The 16,804-nt window shown below is 51.5% G+C and carries 15 protein-coding genes; 10 read left to right on the top strand and 5 right to left on the bottom strand.

What is annotated here, in order from left to right:
• Window positions 1-176 precede the first annotated feature (176 nt).
• From ehuB to EDC33_RS05730, 4 genes are all read left to right on the top strand, one after another.
• Window positions 177-1,061, top strand: a complete 885-nt coding sequence (gene ehuB, locus EDC33_RS05745; protein WP_094906547.1) for an ectoine/hydroxyectoine ABC transporter substrate-binding protein EhuB — start codon at window positions 177-179, stop codon at window positions 1,059-1,061.
• Between the two features lie 68 nt (window positions 1,062-1,129).
• On the top strand, window positions 1,130-1,792 hold the full coding sequence (ehuC, locus tag EDC33_RS05740; protein WP_094906546.1) for an ectoine/hydroxyectoine ABC transporter permease subunit EhuC: 663 nt from the start codon (window positions 1,130-1,132) through the stop codon (window positions 1,790-1,792).
• The gene (gene ehuD / locus EDC33_RS05735; RefSeq protein WP_094906545.1) at window positions 1,792-2,499 is read left to right on the top strand and encodes an ectoine/hydroxyectoine ABC transporter permease subunit EhuD; all 708 of its coding nucleotides are present in this window, start codon (window positions 1,792-1,794) and stop codon (window positions 2,497-2,499) included. The genes ehuC and ehuD overlap by 1 nt, the downstream gene beginning before the upstream one ends.
• Window positions 2,496-3,275 (top strand): amino acid ABC transporter ATP-binding protein, encoded by a 780-nt coding sequence (locus EDC33_RS05730; protein WP_094906544.1) that lies wholly within the window; start codon window positions 2,496-2,498, stop codon window positions 3,273-3,275. Before ehuD ends, EDC33_RS05730 begins: the two co-directional genes overlap by 4 nt.
• Window positions 3,276-3,604: 329 nt before the next feature.
• Here EDC33_RS05730 and EDC33_RS05725 read toward each other — a convergent pair whose 3' ends face one another.
• The 4 genes from EDC33_RS05725 to EDC33_RS05710 form a co-directional block, all read right to left on the bottom strand.
• Window positions 3,605-5,278: a glycerol-3-phosphate dehydrogenase/oxidase gene (locus EDC33_RS05725; protein WP_124010493.1), complete on the bottom strand. Its 1,674-nt coding sequence runs from the start codon at window positions 5,276-5,278 to the stop codon at window positions 3,605-3,607.
• A gap of 51 nt (window positions 5,279-5,329) precedes the next feature.
• Window positions 5,330-6,853 carry a glycerol kinase GlpK gene (gene glpK / locus EDC33_RS05720; protein ID WP_124010492.1) on the bottom strand — a complete coding sequence of 508 codons (1,524 nt, stop codon included), beginning with the start codon at window positions 6,851-6,853 and terminating at the stop codon, window positions 5,330-5,332.
• A 45-nt stretch (window positions 6,854-6,898) separates the two neighbouring features.
• The gene (locus EDC33_RS05715; protein ID WP_124010491.1) at window positions 6,899-7,717 is read right to left on the bottom strand and encodes an MIP/aquaporin family protein; all 819 of its coding nucleotides are present in this window, start codon (window positions 7,715-7,717) and stop codon (window positions 6,899-6,901) included.
• A gap of 161 nt (window positions 7,718-7,878) precedes the next feature.
• Entirely contained in the window at window positions 7,879-8,430 is a 552-nt protein-coding gene (locus tag EDC33_RS05710; RefSeq protein WP_124010490.1) for a glycerol-3-phosphate responsive antiterminator, read from the bottom strand.
• A gap of 199 nt (window positions 8,431-8,629) precedes the next feature.
• Between EDC33_RS05710 and EDC33_RS05705 the strand changes: the two genes are divergently transcribed.
• Entirely contained in the window at window positions 8,630-9,718 is a 1,089-nt protein-coding gene (locus EDC33_RS05705; protein WP_229716615.1) for an NAD(P)H-dependent flavin oxidoreductase, read from the top strand.
• Window positions 9,719-9,797: 79 nt separating this feature from the next.
• Here EDC33_RS05705 and EDC33_RS05700 read toward each other — a convergent pair whose 3' ends face one another.
• Window positions 9,798-9,995, bottom strand: coding sequence for a YjzD family protein (locus tag EDC33_RS05700; RefSeq protein ID WP_040104989.1), 198 nt, complete (start codon window positions 9,993-9,995; stop codon window positions 9,798-9,800).
• A 501-nt stretch (window positions 9,996-10,496) separates the two neighbouring features.
• Here EDC33_RS05700 and EDC33_RS05695 point away from each other — a divergent pair.
• The 5 genes from EDC33_RS05695 (at window position 10,497) to EDC33_RS05675 (ending at window position 16,748) form a co-directional block, all read left to right on the top strand.
• A complete protein-coding gene (locus EDC33_RS05695) occupies window positions 10,497-11,546 on the top strand; it encodes an ABC transporter ATP-binding protein (protein WP_124010489.1) in 1,050 nt (349 codons plus the stop codon).
• Window positions 11,543-12,472: an ATP-binding cassette domain-containing protein gene (locus tag EDC33_RS05690; protein ID WP_094906536.1), complete on the top strand. Its 930-nt coding sequence runs from the start codon at window positions 11,543-11,545 to the stop codon at window positions 12,470-12,472. Before EDC33_RS05695 ends, EDC33_RS05690 begins: the two co-directional genes overlap by 4 nt.
• 7 nt (window positions 12,473-12,479) lie before the next feature.
• Window positions 12,480-13,442 carry an oligopeptide ABC transporter permease gene (opp4B, locus tag EDC33_RS05685; RefSeq protein WP_094906535.1) on the top strand — a complete coding sequence of 321 codons (963 nt, stop codon included), beginning with the start codon at window positions 12,480-12,482 and terminating at the stop codon, window positions 13,440-13,442.
• Window positions 13,443-13,457: 15 nt separating this feature from the next.
• Window positions 13,458-14,582 carry an ABC transporter permease gene (locus EDC33_RS05680; protein ID WP_124010488.1) on the top strand — a complete coding sequence of 375 codons (1,125 nt, stop codon included), beginning with the start codon at window positions 13,458-13,460 and terminating at the stop codon, window positions 14,580-14,582.
• Between the two features lie 297 nt (window positions 14,583-14,879).
• Window positions 14,880-16,748, top strand: coding sequence for an oligopeptide ABC transporter substrate-binding protein (locus EDC33_RS05675; RefSeq protein WP_124010487.1), 1,869 nt, complete (start codon window positions 14,880-14,882; stop codon window positions 16,746-16,748).
• Window positions 16,749-16,804 lie beyond the last annotated feature (56 nt).

The raw sequence follows: 16,804 nt of genomic DNA, 5'->3' as shown, positions 1-16,804 counted from the left end.
CTACTGCTTTTACAGCATAGCCCCCGACATTATGTTTACACCTTTTTTATCCATCAAATCCTGAATTTGACACAGAGCATCACTCCTGTATACTAACGTTGTACATGTTCATGGCTAGGGAAAGATAACCAACTTACTAGGAGGAGATTCTTTTGAAGAATTACGCATTAGTACTTATGCTTGGGCTTGTTCTCGTACTCGCAGCCTGCGGTAATGGAGGCTCGGAAGACAGCGGGTCCGGAGAAGGAGAATCCGGTGGAGAATCAGGAAAGCTTGCTGAACTTCAGGATAGTGGCACAGTGAACATCGGATTTGCGAATGAACCGCCTTACGCTTATGAGGATTCAGAGAGTGGAGAACTTGAAGGGGCTGCAATAGACATAGCGACAGCGGTGTTCCAGGAAATGGGCATCGACAATGTGGAAGGGCACCTGACGGACTGGGGCGAACTGATTCCGGGCGTACAGGCCGGACAGTATGATGTCATCACTGCAGGTATGGCGATCCTGCCGGACCGTTGTGAAAATGCACTGTTTGCAGAACCTGAAATGCAGTACGGTGAAGGGCTCGTGGTCCAAGCGGGCAACCCGCAAGATATCCACAGCTATGCGGATATCGCAGAAAATCCTGACGTGACGGTGGCACTTATGGAAGGAACGACACAGTTCGACTTCCTCGATCAGGAAGGTGTAGATCCAAGCCAGATCATGTCGGTCGGAGACATACCTGCACAGCTTTCAGCTGTCCAATCCGGTAACGCGGATGTGACAGCGGCGACTGAAGCAACGCTCAGGGCAGCATATGAATCACTGGACAGTGACGATGTGGAGATCGTGGAAGATTTCGAACAGCCCGATATCGAGGGCATCCCAAGCTTTGGTGCAGCAGCATTCAACCTTGAGGATGAAGAGCTCCGCACTGCATATAACGATGCACTCGAAACGTTGAAGGAAGATGGCACAATCGATGAGATTCTCGATGAATCCCAAGGCTTCACTGCAGAAAACAACAGAGTGGAAGTCGGAGAAGTGACAACCGAGCAGCTGTGTGAAGGCGAATAATCTTTTCAGGTCCAGTCATTCCTTTGGAAATACTGGACCTTTTTATTGGCAGATAAGGAGTGAGGAAAATGTTTGATACTGGGGTGAACATACTGACCTACCTGTCCCAGGGTGCATGGACGACCATCAGCATATTTCTGGTGGCCACGTTCTTCTCTTTCGTAATGGCATTCATCGCCGGCCTTTCACGGTTGGCGAAAAATCCATTCATTCGTGGCTTCACTACATTATATGTTGAAATCTTCCGGGGGACTTCGCTGATTGTCCAGCTCTTCTGGCTCTATTATGCAGTGCCGATGCTGTTCAATATCGATCTTGGAAGCAACTGGTGGGTAGGGGTCATTGCCATTGCACTGAACTATGGGGCATATATGTCCGAAGTCGTCAGAAGTTCCATACTTTCCATCGACAAGGGCCAGACGGAGGCGAGTGTCGCATTGAACCTTTCAAGGTTCCAGCGCATGAGGCATGTAATACTGCCCCAGGCACTCAGGCTGATGCTGCCCGAGTTCGGCAACTATTCGATACAGATACTTAAAGGTACGGCCCTCGTCTCGCTGATCGGCCTGACCGACATACTCTACTACGGGGACATATATCGGTCATCCAACCTTTCAGAAGGGCCGCTGGCCTATTTGATGGTACTGGTGATGTACTTCATCATCGCACTGCCGCTCATCTGGCTTTCCAAAAAAGGTGAGAAAATCTCCAGGAGAGGGGTGGCGAGCTGATGTCAGCAACATATTGGAGTTGGGAAACATTCTTCAACGCATTTCCGATCATATTGGAAGGACTCAAGATCACATTGGGACTCACCATTGCCAGCTATCTGTTGGCAATGGTTGCAGGGTTCGTCTGGCTGATTCTCGAGTCCACTCCAATCAAACCATTCAATTTCATCGTCTACTGGATCAAGGAGTTCATACGATCCACGCCGCCGATCGTGCAGATTTTCTTCCTGTACTTCGCGTGGCCGATGGTGCCGTATGTCGGAACGTCCTTTACACCGTTCGTCGCCGCCATGCTGGCACTTGGAATTCATTTTTCCACCTATATCAGTGAAGTGTACCGTTCCGGAATAGAAAGTGTGGACAAGGGACAGTGGGAAGCATCGACGGCACTCAACTTCTCGACCCGTGACAAATGGACGAAGATCGTCCTGCCGCAGGCACTGCCGCCGACGATACCGATGCTCGGGAACTATCTGATCATACTGTTCAAGGAAGTACCGCTTGCAGCAACCATCGGGGTTGTAGGCATACTGAGCATCGCACGGAGCTATGGCGCGCAGACATGGTCCTATATTGAACCGTTGACCATCGTCGCGCTCCTGTTCCTTCTGCTCAGCTATCCTTCTGCACTTTTGATCAGAAGACTTGAAAATAAAATGAATCGTCGATTCGAGACTAAGAAAAAGAAAGTGAAGGTGGCCGAATAATGGAACCAATCGTACAATATAAGGATGTTCATAAGTCATTCGGTGATACACATGTCCTGAAGGGTATCAATCTTGATATATACCCGACTGAGAAGATTGCCATCATCGGCCCGAGTGGGTCGGGGAAGACTACGATCATCCGTCTGCTGATGACGCTTGAGGAGCCGACTGACGGCGACATCATAGTCGCCGGAGAAAATTTATGGAGGATGGAATCGGGCGGAAAGATGAAGACGGCGAACGAAAAGCACCTGCGTGGGGTAAGGAAGAATATCGGCATGGTCTTCCAGCACTTCAACCTCTTCCCGCATAAGACGATACTGGACAACTGCGTCACACCACTTGTCCAGGTCAAGAAGATGAAGAAATCGGAAGCCGTGGAACTTTCCAAGCAGATGCTCGACCGGGTGGGGCTCGGCGAAAAATATGAAGCCTATCCTGCGAACCTTTCAGGCGGACAGAAGCAGCGGGTCGCCATGGCTCGTGCACTGGTCATGAAGCCGAAGATCATGCTGTTCGATGAAGTCACTTCAGCACTCGACCCGGAACTTGTCGGGGAAGTGCTAGAAGTCATACGTGACCTCGCAGAACAGGATGAAATGGCCATGGTGCTCGTCACACATGAAATGGATTTTGCATTGGAAATCGCAGACCGCGTCCTGTTCCTGGATGATGGCGTCATCGCCGAATCCGGAACCGCCGATGAAGTCATCAACAAGTCGGATAACCCAAGACTCCAGGATTTCCTGAGGAGATTCAGAAAAGAAGAAGTATAAAGATGAAGCGCCGGCTGCAGAAGCCGGCGCTTTTTTTATTTGTGCCGGGGATGGGGTGTTAACTCACCGTCGCGGGCGGAACGATGGCAAGTTAGGGGATTAACTCACCGTCGCGGGCGGAACGATGGCAAGTTAGGGGGTTAACTCACCGTCGCGGGCGGAACGATGGCAAGTTAGGGGATTAACTCACCGTCGCAGGCGGAACGATGGCAAGTTAGGGGGTTAACTCACCGTCGCAGGTGTTCCGACCGCGGGTTAAGCCCACGCTGCCCGCCCACTCGCCGAACCAAAATAAAAAACCCGCCCATATTCGGGCGGGTGAAGATGATTTATGCGTGTTCCATGGTGGAGACGCCTTTTGCTTCACGGCAGGCGACTTCAAGTTCATCTCTGTAGGTCTGGCGTGTGCTGCCGTCCCAGTCTAGGATGTCGCTCATCAATTGGATGACGCCATCTTTGTATTCCTCTACCCTGGCGATGTCGAAGTAGAGTTCACCTGTACGTCTGACGAAGTAGTCACGCGGGTTTGCAGCCATTTCGTGCTGTATGCTGTAGATGACTTTTGCGTGGATGTCCTTCGGCAGTCCGTAGTGCTCTGAAGCTTCTCCGAGTCCACCGATGATTTCATAAATCTTTTCGATATTGCTGCCGTAATGGGAGGCAAGTTTCTGGCCATTTGTGATGGAGAGGCCATAGGATGGGGCACGGTTGCCCATATTCCTCACGAATTCATTGAAGCCTTCACTGCCGCCCACATCACCGCCTGAAATCGGCTGATTCACGGTATCGCTTTTCTCGAATTTGAGCCCATAGTCTTTGGCGAGACGTTTGGCCACGAGGTCGACGATCTCCTTGGCCATGTGGCGGTAGCCGGTCAGCTTTCCGCCGGCTATGGTGATGAGATTGCTGTTCGCTTCCCAGATCTCATCCTTCCGTGATATTTCTGAAGGGTCCTTGCCTTCTTCATGGATGAGGGGGCGTATGCCTGCCCACGTGGACTCAATATGCTCTTCTGTAAGGTCCAGTCCAGGGAACATGTCATTCGCCGTATCGAGAAGATACTGACGGTCTTCGCGTGTTGTAACGGGGTTCTGCTTGTCCCCTTCATAATGCGTATCCGTCGTTCCGACATATGTCTTGCCGTCCCTAGGGATAGCGAAGATCATGCGGCCGTCTGATTTGGCATCGAAGTAGACTGCCTGGTGGAGTGGGAAGTCCTGCTCATCGAAGACGAGGTGGACACCTTTTGAGAGGAAGAGCTGTTTCTTGCCCTTTTTGGCTTCCTCATCATTCGAGCGGACATCATCCACCCATGGCCCGGTCGCATTGATGACACGGCGGCCGAGGATCTGATGGGTCTCCCCGCTGAGCTGGTCTTCGGCGTGAATGCCGACTATTTTGCCTTCGTCGTATACGAAGCCTACGGCTTTCACGTGGTTGATCGGGTCTGCACCGAACTCTGCAGCCTTCTTCATGACCTCAATCGTCATACGTGCATCATCCGTCCTGTACTCTACATAGTAGCCGCCGCCAAGCAGGCCGTCCCGCTTCACGAGTGGTTCCTTCTCAAGCACATCACCCACGCTCAGCATCTTGCGCTGCTCGCTCCTTTTGACTTCAGCAAGCATGTCATAGACACGCAGGCCGATGCTTGTCGTGAACTGTCCAAAGGTGCCGCCTTTGTGGAATGGGAGCAGCATCCATTCAGGGGTCGTCACATGCGGGCCATTCTCATATACGATGGCACGCTCGAGTCCGGTTTCGCGCACGACACCTACCTGGAACTGCTTCAGATACCGCAGTCCACCGTGGACGAGCTTCGTGCTCCGGCTGCTCGTCCCTTCAGCAAAGTCCTGCATCTCGACGAGTGCGACCTTCATGCCGCGCTTCGCCGCATCGAGTGCGATTCCGGCACCGGTGATGCCGCCGCCGATGACGACGATATCGTAGTCGACTTTCTCCATGTGCTGTAACTGGTCTTTTCTGGTCAATGTGTTCAGCATTTTCCTACCTCCTATTTTTATGGCAAATAAAGCCCATGCGTCCTCGGGTCTTTATTGTGAATCTTCTTTCTTGAAGCTGTGTTTCGGTTTGAATGCCTGTGTGGCTTGTACGGCGTGCTGCCAGCCATCATAGAGGGCATCACGCTGCTCCTGTTCCATCTTCGGTTCGAATACGCTGTCCGTTTCGCTGACCGATTTCAATTCATCGGTGGATTTCCAGAAGCCGACTGCGAGGCCTGCAAGATAGGCTGCCCCGACGGCCGTCGTTTCAAGCACTTCCGGACGTTCTACAGTCGTATCGAGGATGTCTGCCTGGAACTGCATGAGGAAGTCATTGGCTGCAGCGCCGCCATCCACACGCAGCGTCTCCAACTCTATATTAGAATCCTTCTGCATCGCATCCAGGACGTCCTTCGTCTGGTAGGCGAGGGATTCAAGCGTGGCGCGGACGAAATGTTCCTTTTCAGTCCCGCGGCTCAGTCCGAAGATGGCACCGCGAGCTTCAGAATCCCAGTATGGCGCGCCGAGTCCGGTGAATGCCGGAACCATATATACGCCTTCCGTCGATTCGATGCGGTTCGCGTATGATTCCGACTGCGGCGAGTCATTGAACATGCGCAACCCGTCCCTCAGCCACTGGATGGCGGATCCCGCAACGAAGATGGATCCTTCGAGAGCGTATTTCACATTGCCGTCGATGCCGTAGGCAATCGTCGTCAACAGGCCGTTTTGACTCTGGATGGCTTCCGTGCCTGTATTCATGAGCAGGAAGCAGCCGGTACCATAAGTGTTCTTCGCGTCGCCCTCCTTGAAGCAGGTCTGGCCGAACAGGGCCGCCTGCTGGTCTCCTGCAACCCCTGCAATGGGAACGTTGCGTCCGAAGAAGTGGGATTTCGTCGTTTCCCCGTATACTTCACTCGAGGATTTGACTTCCGGCAGCATGGATTCCGGAACACCCAGTATGTCGAGCAGTTCCTTATCCCATTCCAGCTCATGGATGTTGTACATCAGTGTACGGCTGGCGTTGGTATAGTCCGTGACGTGGACATCCCCTTCAGTGAAGCGCCAGATGAGCCACGTGTCGATGGTACCGAAAAGAAGGTCGCCGTTCTCCGCCTTTTCCCGTGCGCCTTCGACATTGTCGAGGATCCATTTGACTTTCGTACCGGAGAAGTAAGGATCGAGGAGCAGACCGGTCTTGTTGCGGAATGTATCCTCATGGCCCTGGGATTTCAGTTCATCACAGATGTCTGCGGTCTGGCGGGATTGCCAGACGATGGCGTTGTGGACGGGCCGGCCGGTATTCTTATCCCAGACGACGGTGGTTTCACGCTGGTTTGTGATGCCGATGCCCTCAATCTGTTCGGCTTTGATGTCATTTTCAGACATGACACCTGCAACCACGGAGAGGACCGAACTCCAGATTTCATTGGCGTTATGCTCCACCCATCCAGATTCCGGGAAATACTGCTTGAACTCCTTCTGGCTGGTGCCGACGATATCACTTTCCTTGTTGAACAGGATGGCGCGTGAACTCGTAGTGCCCTGGTCGATAGACATGATATATTTTTCCATTGATTCATTCCCCTTTACTTTTGTTGTATTCAAAAACGTTGAAATCTACATCAGTTTGGAAGCTTCGCCCTTAAGGATGCTTTTATTAAGAAATACCCCAAGCACGAGAACCAAAACAGTGAAGACGATCGCAATGGCGAGGAAAAGGTCCGGTGAACCCAGGAATATCGCGTTATATACCACTGCACCGAGCGCACCGCCGGCCAAAGGACCGAGTATCGGTACGATGGCATAGACGAAGTTCGATTTTCCCTTGCCTGGAATCGGCATGAGGAAGTGAGCGAGCCGCGGGCCGAAGTCACGGGCCGGGTTGATGGCATATCCCGTAGTACCGCCGAGACTGAGTCCGATCGCCGTAATGAGGAAGCCGACGATGAGCGGGTTCAGGCCTTCAGTGAAATCATTGGCACCGATGAAGAGCAGGCCCATGACGAGGATGAATGTACCGATCATCTCACTGGTGAAGTTGGCGACATAGTTTGGATAGGCCGGACCTGTGGCGAACACACCAAGTTTCGTGCCTTCGTCCTCCTCATCCTTGAAGTGCGCCATGAAGTGCAGCCAGACGAGGAATGCCCCAACCATTGCCCCGAGCACCTGTGCGATGATGTAAGGAATTACTTTCGCCCACTCGAATTCACCTGCAAATGCGAAGCCGAGTGTAACGGCCGGGTTGATGTGTGCACCTGAGAACTGGCCGACGGCATATACGGCAAAAGCCACCGCAAAACCCCAACCGAATGCGATGACGATCCAGTCCGACCCTTTCGCCAGGGACCCCTTCAAATTGACGTTGGCGACGACGCCTGCCCCGAACAGGATAAGTATTGCCGTTCCAACAAATTCTGCAACGAGTTCATTCATTGCAAACCACTCCTTTGTTTGATTGATTCGCTAATAAAACATAAAAAAGCCCACACTGGTAGCTATGTAAAAGCTACTAATGTGGGCTCTGTCTCTCCGTGTCCTATTAACTTACTTTATAATCTATCCTATAATGGCAGCGCTGTCAACTTTTATATACCTCATGAAGTATGGTTGGCCGGATCGAACCACAAGCTGGTCTTGCTCGTAGTCACATACTTTGCTCCAGCAGCGATGGCTTCGTCGACTTCGCGCTGTGTTTCGATCAATCCGCCTGCGATGACATCAGCTTCCACTTCTGAATTGATCAGGTGGATCACTTTCGGAATTACGCCGGGCAGGATTTCAATCAGCTTCGGCTCCGTCTGTCTGATGAGTTCGATGCTTTTCTCGATGGCTGAGGAATCGATGACAAAAATGCGCAGTACAGTCTCCAGGCCGAGCTGGTTGGCCTTTTTGATGATCCTGCCGCGTGTGGTCACGATACCTGTCGGCCGATATTTCTGATGGATGTATTCGAGTGAAGCAGTGTCCACCGCCAGCCCTTTGATGAGGTCCAGATGCAGGTAGACGTCGAATCCATGTTTTTTTATTGTAGTAATATGGCTTTCCAAGTGACCGATATGGATATCGAGGATGACACATGCCCGGTAGGGACTGCCGATCAGTTTTTCAAAATCCTTCATGGAACGGATTGCGGGTAGTATTTTCATACCTCTGCACCTTCATTTCAAATTTATTATTTCTTTTATCATAGAATAGATATGTAAAATTGTATAGCATCTGGAAATTGGGGTATAGATAAACACAATGTGGGCCATTGTAGTGTACAGTAACAAGGGGGTGGACGGACCACCTCCATTTAAATAGTAGAAACACGTTCATGGAAGTAACGTCAAGGGGGTAGGGCAAGTGGATACATCACGAGGCAACAGTATGCTCAAGGAACTGCTCGGGGTGGAGCATGCAATCATACAGGCGCCTATGGCAGGCGGCGTCACGACCGAAGAACTGGTCAGTGCCGTCTCCCGGGCCGGGGGACTCGGCATGATCGGTGCAGGCGGCATGGATCCGGAAGCATTGCGTAAAGCGATCCATGGACTGAAGAAGCGGAACGATGGCGCCTTCGGTGCCAACCTGTTCGTCCCATGGAACTTCAAAGTCACTGAAGAGAATATTGCCGGTGCCTATGAAAAGCTGAGGCCGGTGTATGACCACTTTGGGCTGGAGCAGGAAACTTTCATACCGCCGGATATGAAGGACATCAAAGTGAAGTTCGATGCCCAGCTCGATGTCATTGTGGAGGAGAAGGTGCCTGTATGCTCCTTCATTTTCGGCATCCCGGAAAATCGTCACATCGAACGGCTGAAAGAGGCCGGGACGATCCTGCTCGGTACAGCAACGACAGTGGAGGAAGCTGAAGCGATTGAACGGGCCGGATTCGATGCTGTTGTGCTTCAGGGGGCAGAAGCGGGCGGCCACCGGGGGACATTCCTCAACCCTGTGGATGACAGCATCGTGGGGCTCATGAGTCTGATCCCGGAAGCGGCTGACCAGCTGTCGATTCCGGTCATCGCTGCAGGCGGTATCATGGATGGGCGTGGAGTGGCAGCCGCAATGGTACTCGGTGCTGCAGGCGTCCAGCTGGGCACGGCCTTCATATCCACAGAAGAAAGCGGAGCGCATCCGGTACATAAGAATGCGCTGTCGGAGAATCGGCATACTCCCTCCGTATTGACGAAGGTATTCACCGGTCGTGCTGCACGAGCGATCCAGAATACGTTCATCAGGGATATGGCCGTGCATACAAAGCGCATGGTCGACTATCCGGTCCAGAGGCGCCTGACCCAGCCGATACAGGATGCCTCGAAGGCTGCAGGCAGTACAGAATATGCTATGCTCCTTGCCGGTCAGGGGAAGAGCATGGCCCGCTACATGTCAGCCGGCGAACTGGTCCGGCAGCTCGTCATCGAAGCGAGGGCGTTCGGGGTGGAAGTATAGCGTATGGTTCCCCTGGATACACCGGAGGCAGGCCACAACGAAAAAAAGGCTCACCACATCGTGGCGAGCCTTTTTATGATCAATGGTTATGCTGTGCTTCGTTCGTCTTGTCCGGCTTGAGCATGAAGTCCAGAACGATTATCGTCACTGTGACGAGTACTGCAAGGAGTACACCGCTCCAGATGTTGAGTGGCCCGCCGCCGCCAAGGCTGTTAAGAACGAAGTTGACCATTTGAGTCAGCATGAGTGCCCAGATGAAACTGATGATATATTTCATGGTCCTGCCTCCACTACATAATTATATAAGCTAATGATAACCTAAAACGATTTCCATGTATAGTGGTAATCTCAGTACAGGACTGCAAAAATAATTTTTTCACATAACGGCTTCCAAAGCCCATCAATTCAACAATATTTTATAAACGCTTACAAATCAGGCTGTAAAGACAGGAAAATTGGGTTGAAAACATTTATTCACTAGTGTATATTTAGTTTCTGCAAATGCTTAAATATTGTTGCAATTCAAAAAATGAATATTGCAAATTAATTCCAGTGGCTTTAAAATATATGGAGGTGAAAACTATGGAATATGATGACCGCAGGCTTTTGGAGCCACAAATGGATCCGCGCCAGGCAGTCAGCCTTTGTACTGGAGAACACCCAACCTCCATTCATCGATGCATATTCCGTATATCGACTGCAGCAATGCAGTTTCCACCACATTGGAACACCCAATTAAGCAATCATGTATAAAAGGGGAAAGAATAGGTGAAGATAAATGACTGAAAAGCTTTTAGAAGTGAATAACCTGACGACTTCCTTTAAAATCGGCAGCGAGTATTTCCCGGCAGTGGATGATGTTTCATTCAGCATACAGCCGAATGAAGTTCTGGCGCTTGTAGGGGAGTCGGGCTCAGGGAAAAGTGCAACAGCATTCTCACTGATGGGGCTGCATAGGAAGGCCCGCATTGAAGGGGAAGTCAACTTTCAGGGACGGAACCTCCTGAAACTGAATGAAGGCAAGATGAATAAAATCCGTGGGGGAGACATGGCGATGATTTTCCAGGATCCGATGACGGCGCTCAACCCACTGATGAAGATAAAGCAGCAGATCATCGAAACACTCAAGATACATAACACGAAATCGAAGAATGAACGGGAGTCCTACGCTGTCGAACTGCTGGACCGCGTCGGCATTCCGCGTGCCGACAGGGTCGCAGAGGCCTATCCCCATGAACTGTCCGGGGGCATGCGGCAACGTGTCGTCATCGCAATCGCAATCGCCAACCGTCCGAAGCTGCTCATCGCCGATGAGCCGACGACGGCACTTGATGTGACGATCCAGGCCCAGATCCTCGACCTGATCCGTGAGCTTCAGGACGACCTGAATTCAGGCGTCCTTCTGATCACGCACGACCTTGGGGTCGTGGCTGAAATGGCCGATCGTGTAGCCGTCATGTATGCCGGCCAGATTGTTGAAGTGGCCCCTGTGCGGGAGCTCTTCAAGAACCCGCAGCATCCATACACACGCTCACTTCTGAATTCATTGCCGACCGAGTCGATGCTTGGCAGCAAGCTGCATGTCATACAGGGTGTGGTGCCGGCACTGAACAAGATGGACCGGACAGGCTGCCGTTTCGCGCCGCGCATCCCATGGGTGCCTGCTTCCGAACATGAGAAGAATCCACAGCTCAGGGAAATTGCAGAGGGGCATCATGTACGCTGCACCTGCTACAGGAACTTTTCCCTCGAAGGCGGCTCCGCCCAGGATATCGATGCAGAGGAATACCAGATTGAAACAGGGGCCCGAGGAGGAAGTGCACGATGAATCTATTGGAAATTAAAGATCTTAAAGTCCACTACCCGATAAAGGGCGGCTTCTTCAACACGGTCAAGGACCATGTCAAGGCGGTGGATGGGGTCAGCATCAGTATCCCCGAGGGCACGACCTACGGCCTTGTGGGAGAGTCGGGTTCAGGAAAGACCACGACTGGAAAAGCAGTCATGGGATTGAACCATGTCACTGATGGCGAAATATATTTTGAAGGACAGAAGCTCAACAGCAAAGGGAAGAAGGTCGATGTCAGGGATGATATCCAGATGATCTTCCAGGATCCGTATTCCTCGCTCAACCCAAGGAAGCGCGTATTCGACATCGTCGCTGAACCGATCAGGAACTACAATAAGAAGCCGAGGAACGAGCTTGTTCCGGAAGTGCTGGGGCTGCTTCAGCGTGTCGGTCTGCCGCCGGGCTCCCTCTATAAGTATCCGCATGAGTTCTCGGGTGGACAGCGCCAGCGGATCGGTGTGGCCAGGGCGATCGCACTGAACCCGAAGCTGATCATCGCCGACGAGCCGGTATCGGCACTCGATGTGTCTGTACAGGCGCAGGTGCTCAACTTCATGCAGGACATCCAGCAAGATATGAATCTTACGATGATGTTCATCGCCCATGACCTCGGTGTCGTCCGGCACATGTGCCGGCATATCGGCATCATGTACCAGGGGCGGCTCGTCGAAGAGGGGAAGACGGAAGAAATCTTCAAGAATCCACAGCATATATATACGAAGCGGCTGATTGCAGCAATTCCGGATACGGATGTGGACGAAATAGAAGCCAATCTCGCATTCAGGCAGATGGTCAAGGAAGAGTACGACCAGAATTTCGCCGACCATCTTGATGAAGAGGGCAGGGCCTTCCCGCTGCAATCCATTACGGAGACGCACAGAGTGGCGTTGCCGGTGAAAGGTTGATGAACATATGCTGAAATTTACAATAAGAAGACTTCTGATCACATTTCCACAACTCGTCATTTTAAGTGTACTCGTATTCATAATGGGGTCGATGATGCCGGGCGATGCACTGTCCGGACTGATCGATCCGAACATTCCTAGGGAGGCCATCGAAGCCAAAAGGGAGGCACTCGGCCTGAACAATCCTTGGTACATCCAGTACAGGGACTGGGTCTTTGCGATGTTCCAGGGTGACTTTGGAACATCAATCTTCCACCAGCGTCCGGTTATGGATGTAATCGGCGACCGTCTGATGAACACGGTATGGCTTTCGCTGTTCTCGACAATCCTGATCTACCTGCTTGGGCTGCCGCTCGGACTCGTATCAGGACGCTATAACGACTCACTGCTCGATAATGCAATCACTGGATATACATATCTCGGTTTTGCAACGCCGCAGTTCATTTTCGGACTCGTCATACTGTGGGTCTTCGGTTACAATCTGGGCTGGTTCCCGACAGGCGGCTCCGTCGCACCGGGGCTTGAGCCGGGCAGCATCGACTATATCCTCAGCAAGATAAACCATCTCGTCCTGCCGAGCTTCGCCATCGCCCTGATCGGGCTGGTGGGAACGGTGCAGTATTTGAGGAGCGGCATCATAGAGACGAAACAGAAGGACTTCATCATTCTGGCACGTGCCAAGGGTGTCAAGGAGTCCGCAGTATACAACAGACATGTCTTCAGGAACTCCATCCTGCCGATTGCAGCATTCTTCGGCTATGAGATCACTGCACTGCTCGGGGGCTCCATCTTCATAGAGATGATCTACAGCTATCCGGGCATGGGCCGCCTGTTCCTGGATTCCATTTCAACACGCGATTTCAGTGTGGCGAATGTGCTCATCCTGTTCTATGGATTCCTGGCCATTCTCGGTGCACTGATATCGGACATCATTCTCAGTATCGTAGATCCTAGGATCCGCATCAAATAGGAGGGAGCGTATAAAGTGGGCAATAGAAATGATTTCAATCAGAATTCCGGCGCCGGGCGTCCGGAAGAAGATGCAAATAAAGACAAAGCGCGTCTCCGTCAGCAGGAACTGGATCGACGCAATACGGAAAGTGATGACAAGCCGAGAAATGGGGACCCGTTCGAAGCACGCACGGATGATGACCATACCTACGAAAAGGGCGATATGGACATGACCGTTAAGGCAGACCTGCCTCACGGGGCTGCGGGCCATGGCGCGCTCGATTCCAAGAATCTGCCGAGGAGTACTCCGGGGTGGCGGATCATCATCCAGGAAGTGATAGCAGACAAGCTTGCACTATTTTCACTCATCCTGTTCACGATCATTACAGCCTATGTATTCGGGCTGACGATGTTCCTCGACAGGGAGGAGATCGTCATGGTCGATCTGTTTGCCATCAACCAGGCGCCTGACGAGACGTTCAGGCTCGGCACCGACTATGGCGGACGGGACATCTTCGGCCAGCTGATCATCGGTACGAGGAACTCCCTCGCGATCGGTATACTCGTGACACTCATGAGTGTCGGTTTTGGTGTCGTATACGGGGTCGTTTCCGGCTACTTCGGTGGCCAGATAGACAACATCATGATGCGCATCGTCGACTTCTTCATGGTGCTGCCATTCCTGATGATCGTCATCGTTTTCGTCACGATCTCACCATCCTATGACATCTTCACCTTCTCGTTCATGATGGCGGCATTCCTGTGGACGGGTACCGCACGGCTGGTGCGGTCGCTCGCCATCCAGGAGCGGGAGCTCGACTACATCAGTGCTTCCAAAACATTGGGCAGTTCGCATGGGAAGATCGTCTTTACGCAACTCATGCCGAACCTGGTCGGCATCATCATCGTCAACGGCACGCTGTCGCTTGCGGCGAATATCGGCATCGAGTCGGGTCTGTCATTCATCGGATTCGGTTTCCCGGAAGACTACCCTTCCCTCGGTACGCTGATGGCCTACGCAACGAATTCCCAGACCCTCCAGCATAGACCGTGGATCTGGGTGCCGGCGGCAATCATGATCCTTGTGCTCATGCTGTGTGTACGGAACATCGGGGAAGCGATGAGACGTGCTGGAGATGCAAGACAGAGACAGGCATAATCTATAGGGTTCCAGTGAAATGGAACCTTATAAATGAAATAAAATGAAAGCGCTTTCGATGAAACTGCTGATGTTTACAAAAAAATAACAATAGAGTGTTATAATACACATATATTGAAATTTATTCTTAACAAGACATTGATATTTCAGACAATTGTGATAACATTATGCGTAGATGGAGTTACATACGCACTAAAATGCAAAGACGGTTTTAACCATATTCTGGTACTAAGTTTCAGTTTCAGCTGAACTAAGTATATATATCAGTTATATTCTAAATTATAGGGAGGAAATACGATGGGGAAATATTCTTGGTCGAAATTGATGTTCCTTACGATGCTGATCATGGTATTGGCATTGGCTGCATGTGGCGGGGGCTCATCAGAAGAGACGTCAGAAGAAGAGGGCTCTGGCGACACAGGGTCTGAAGAATCAACAGAAGAAGGTTCTGAAGAAGGGTCGGAGGAAGGATCCGATGATTCAGCTTCAGGAGATGTATACAACTATGAAGACTTCAACCAGACCGTATCTAATGATGGTGAAGTGAGCGAGGGAGGCACCCTTAATGTAGGTCTGACTTCAGACACGCCATTCGAGGGTACATTGAACTTCAACCTTTACCAGGGGAACCCTGACTTTGAGGTCATCAGCCTCTTCGATGAGCCGCTGATGTCAATGGATGAAGACTTCCAGTACACGAACGATGGCGCCATGACCTACGAAGTGAATCAAGACGATAACACAGTTACATTCACTATGCAGGAAGGTGTCACTTGGCACGATGGTGAACCTGTCACAATCGATGACTATGTCTATTCATACGAAGTCATCGGACATCCGGAATACCCGGGTATCCGTGGCGCGACTGACGGATTCACTCTGATCGAAGGCTATGACGAGTACAAATCTGGAGATGCAGAAGAAATTTCCGGCATCGAAGTGGAAGATGAGTACACTGCTACATTTACTTATAAGGAATTGGCACCATCCCTCACTGCCGGTGGATTCTGGGCATACGCTATGCCTGAGCACCACTATGAAGGGGTAGAGATCGCAGATATGGCTGAAGCGCCACAGACACGCGAGAACCCGCTTGGAATGGGACCATATAAAGTGGACTCCATCACTCCGGGTGAAGCGGTTGTAATGTCCAAGTATGAAGACTACTGGAGAGGCGAACCGAACCTTGACGGCGTCGAACTGACTGTCGTATCTCCATCTTCCATAGCGAATGCTCTGGAAACTGGAGAAGTCGATTTTGCAATCAACTTCCCGACCGACCAGTATCCTGATGTTGAGGGAATGGAAGGCGTGGAATGGCTTGCAAACATCGAAGGTGCATACACTTACATCGGTTTCAAACTGGGTGAGTGGAACGAAGACGAAGGACGTGTAGACTACAAGCCGGAAGAAATGAAGATGGGCGACAAGGAACTCCGTCGTGCAATGTGGCATGCGATGGACAACGACGCAGTCGGCGAGCGTTTCTACAACGGACTCCGCTGGAAAGCGACATCCCTGATCACGCCATATCACGCAAACTGGCATGACGACAGCCTGGAAGTTCCTGAATACGATCCAGAGCAGGCGAATCAGATCCTTGATGAAGCAGGATACGAAGATACTGATGGCGACGGCTTCCGTGAAACACCGGATGGCGAACCGCTTGAGATCAACTTCGCTTCCATGTCCGGCGGCGACACTGCAGAACCACTGGCAAACTACTACATCCAGTCCTGGAAAGATATCGGCCTGAATGTACAGCTTACAAACGGCCGCCTGATCGAATTCAACACATTCTACGATATGGTTGAAAACGACGATCCTGAAGTGGACATCTACCAGGGTGCATGGGGCGTCGGTTCCGATGTGGATCCATACGGTCTCTACGGTCCGGATGTACCATTCAACTACCCACGCTATGCGACTGAAGAAAGCACACAGCTGATGGAAGAGGGCAACTCTCCTGAAGCATTCGATGTAGAGCAGAGACAGGAAATCTACAACGAATGGCAGGCGCTTATGGTTGAGGAGATGCCGGTAGTACCGACACTCTACAGATCATATGTAGTACCTGTAAATGAAAGAGTCGCAAACTACAGCATCGAACTCGGCTACAACGAAGAAACACTCCCTTATAACTGGGGCGTAACTGAAACTGAATAAGCTGAAATACGAAGCATCCATGCCAGGCATGGATGCTTTTTTTGTTGTATGACACC

Source organism: Salinicoccus roseus (genome assembly GCF_003814515.1).
GTDB classification, from domain to species: domain Bacteria; phylum Bacillota; class Bacilli; order Staphylococcales; family Salinicoccaceae; genus Salinicoccus; species Salinicoccus roseus.
Note: the sequence above shows the minus strand (reverse complement) of the source record. Positions and strands in the feature narration are given on the sequence as shown.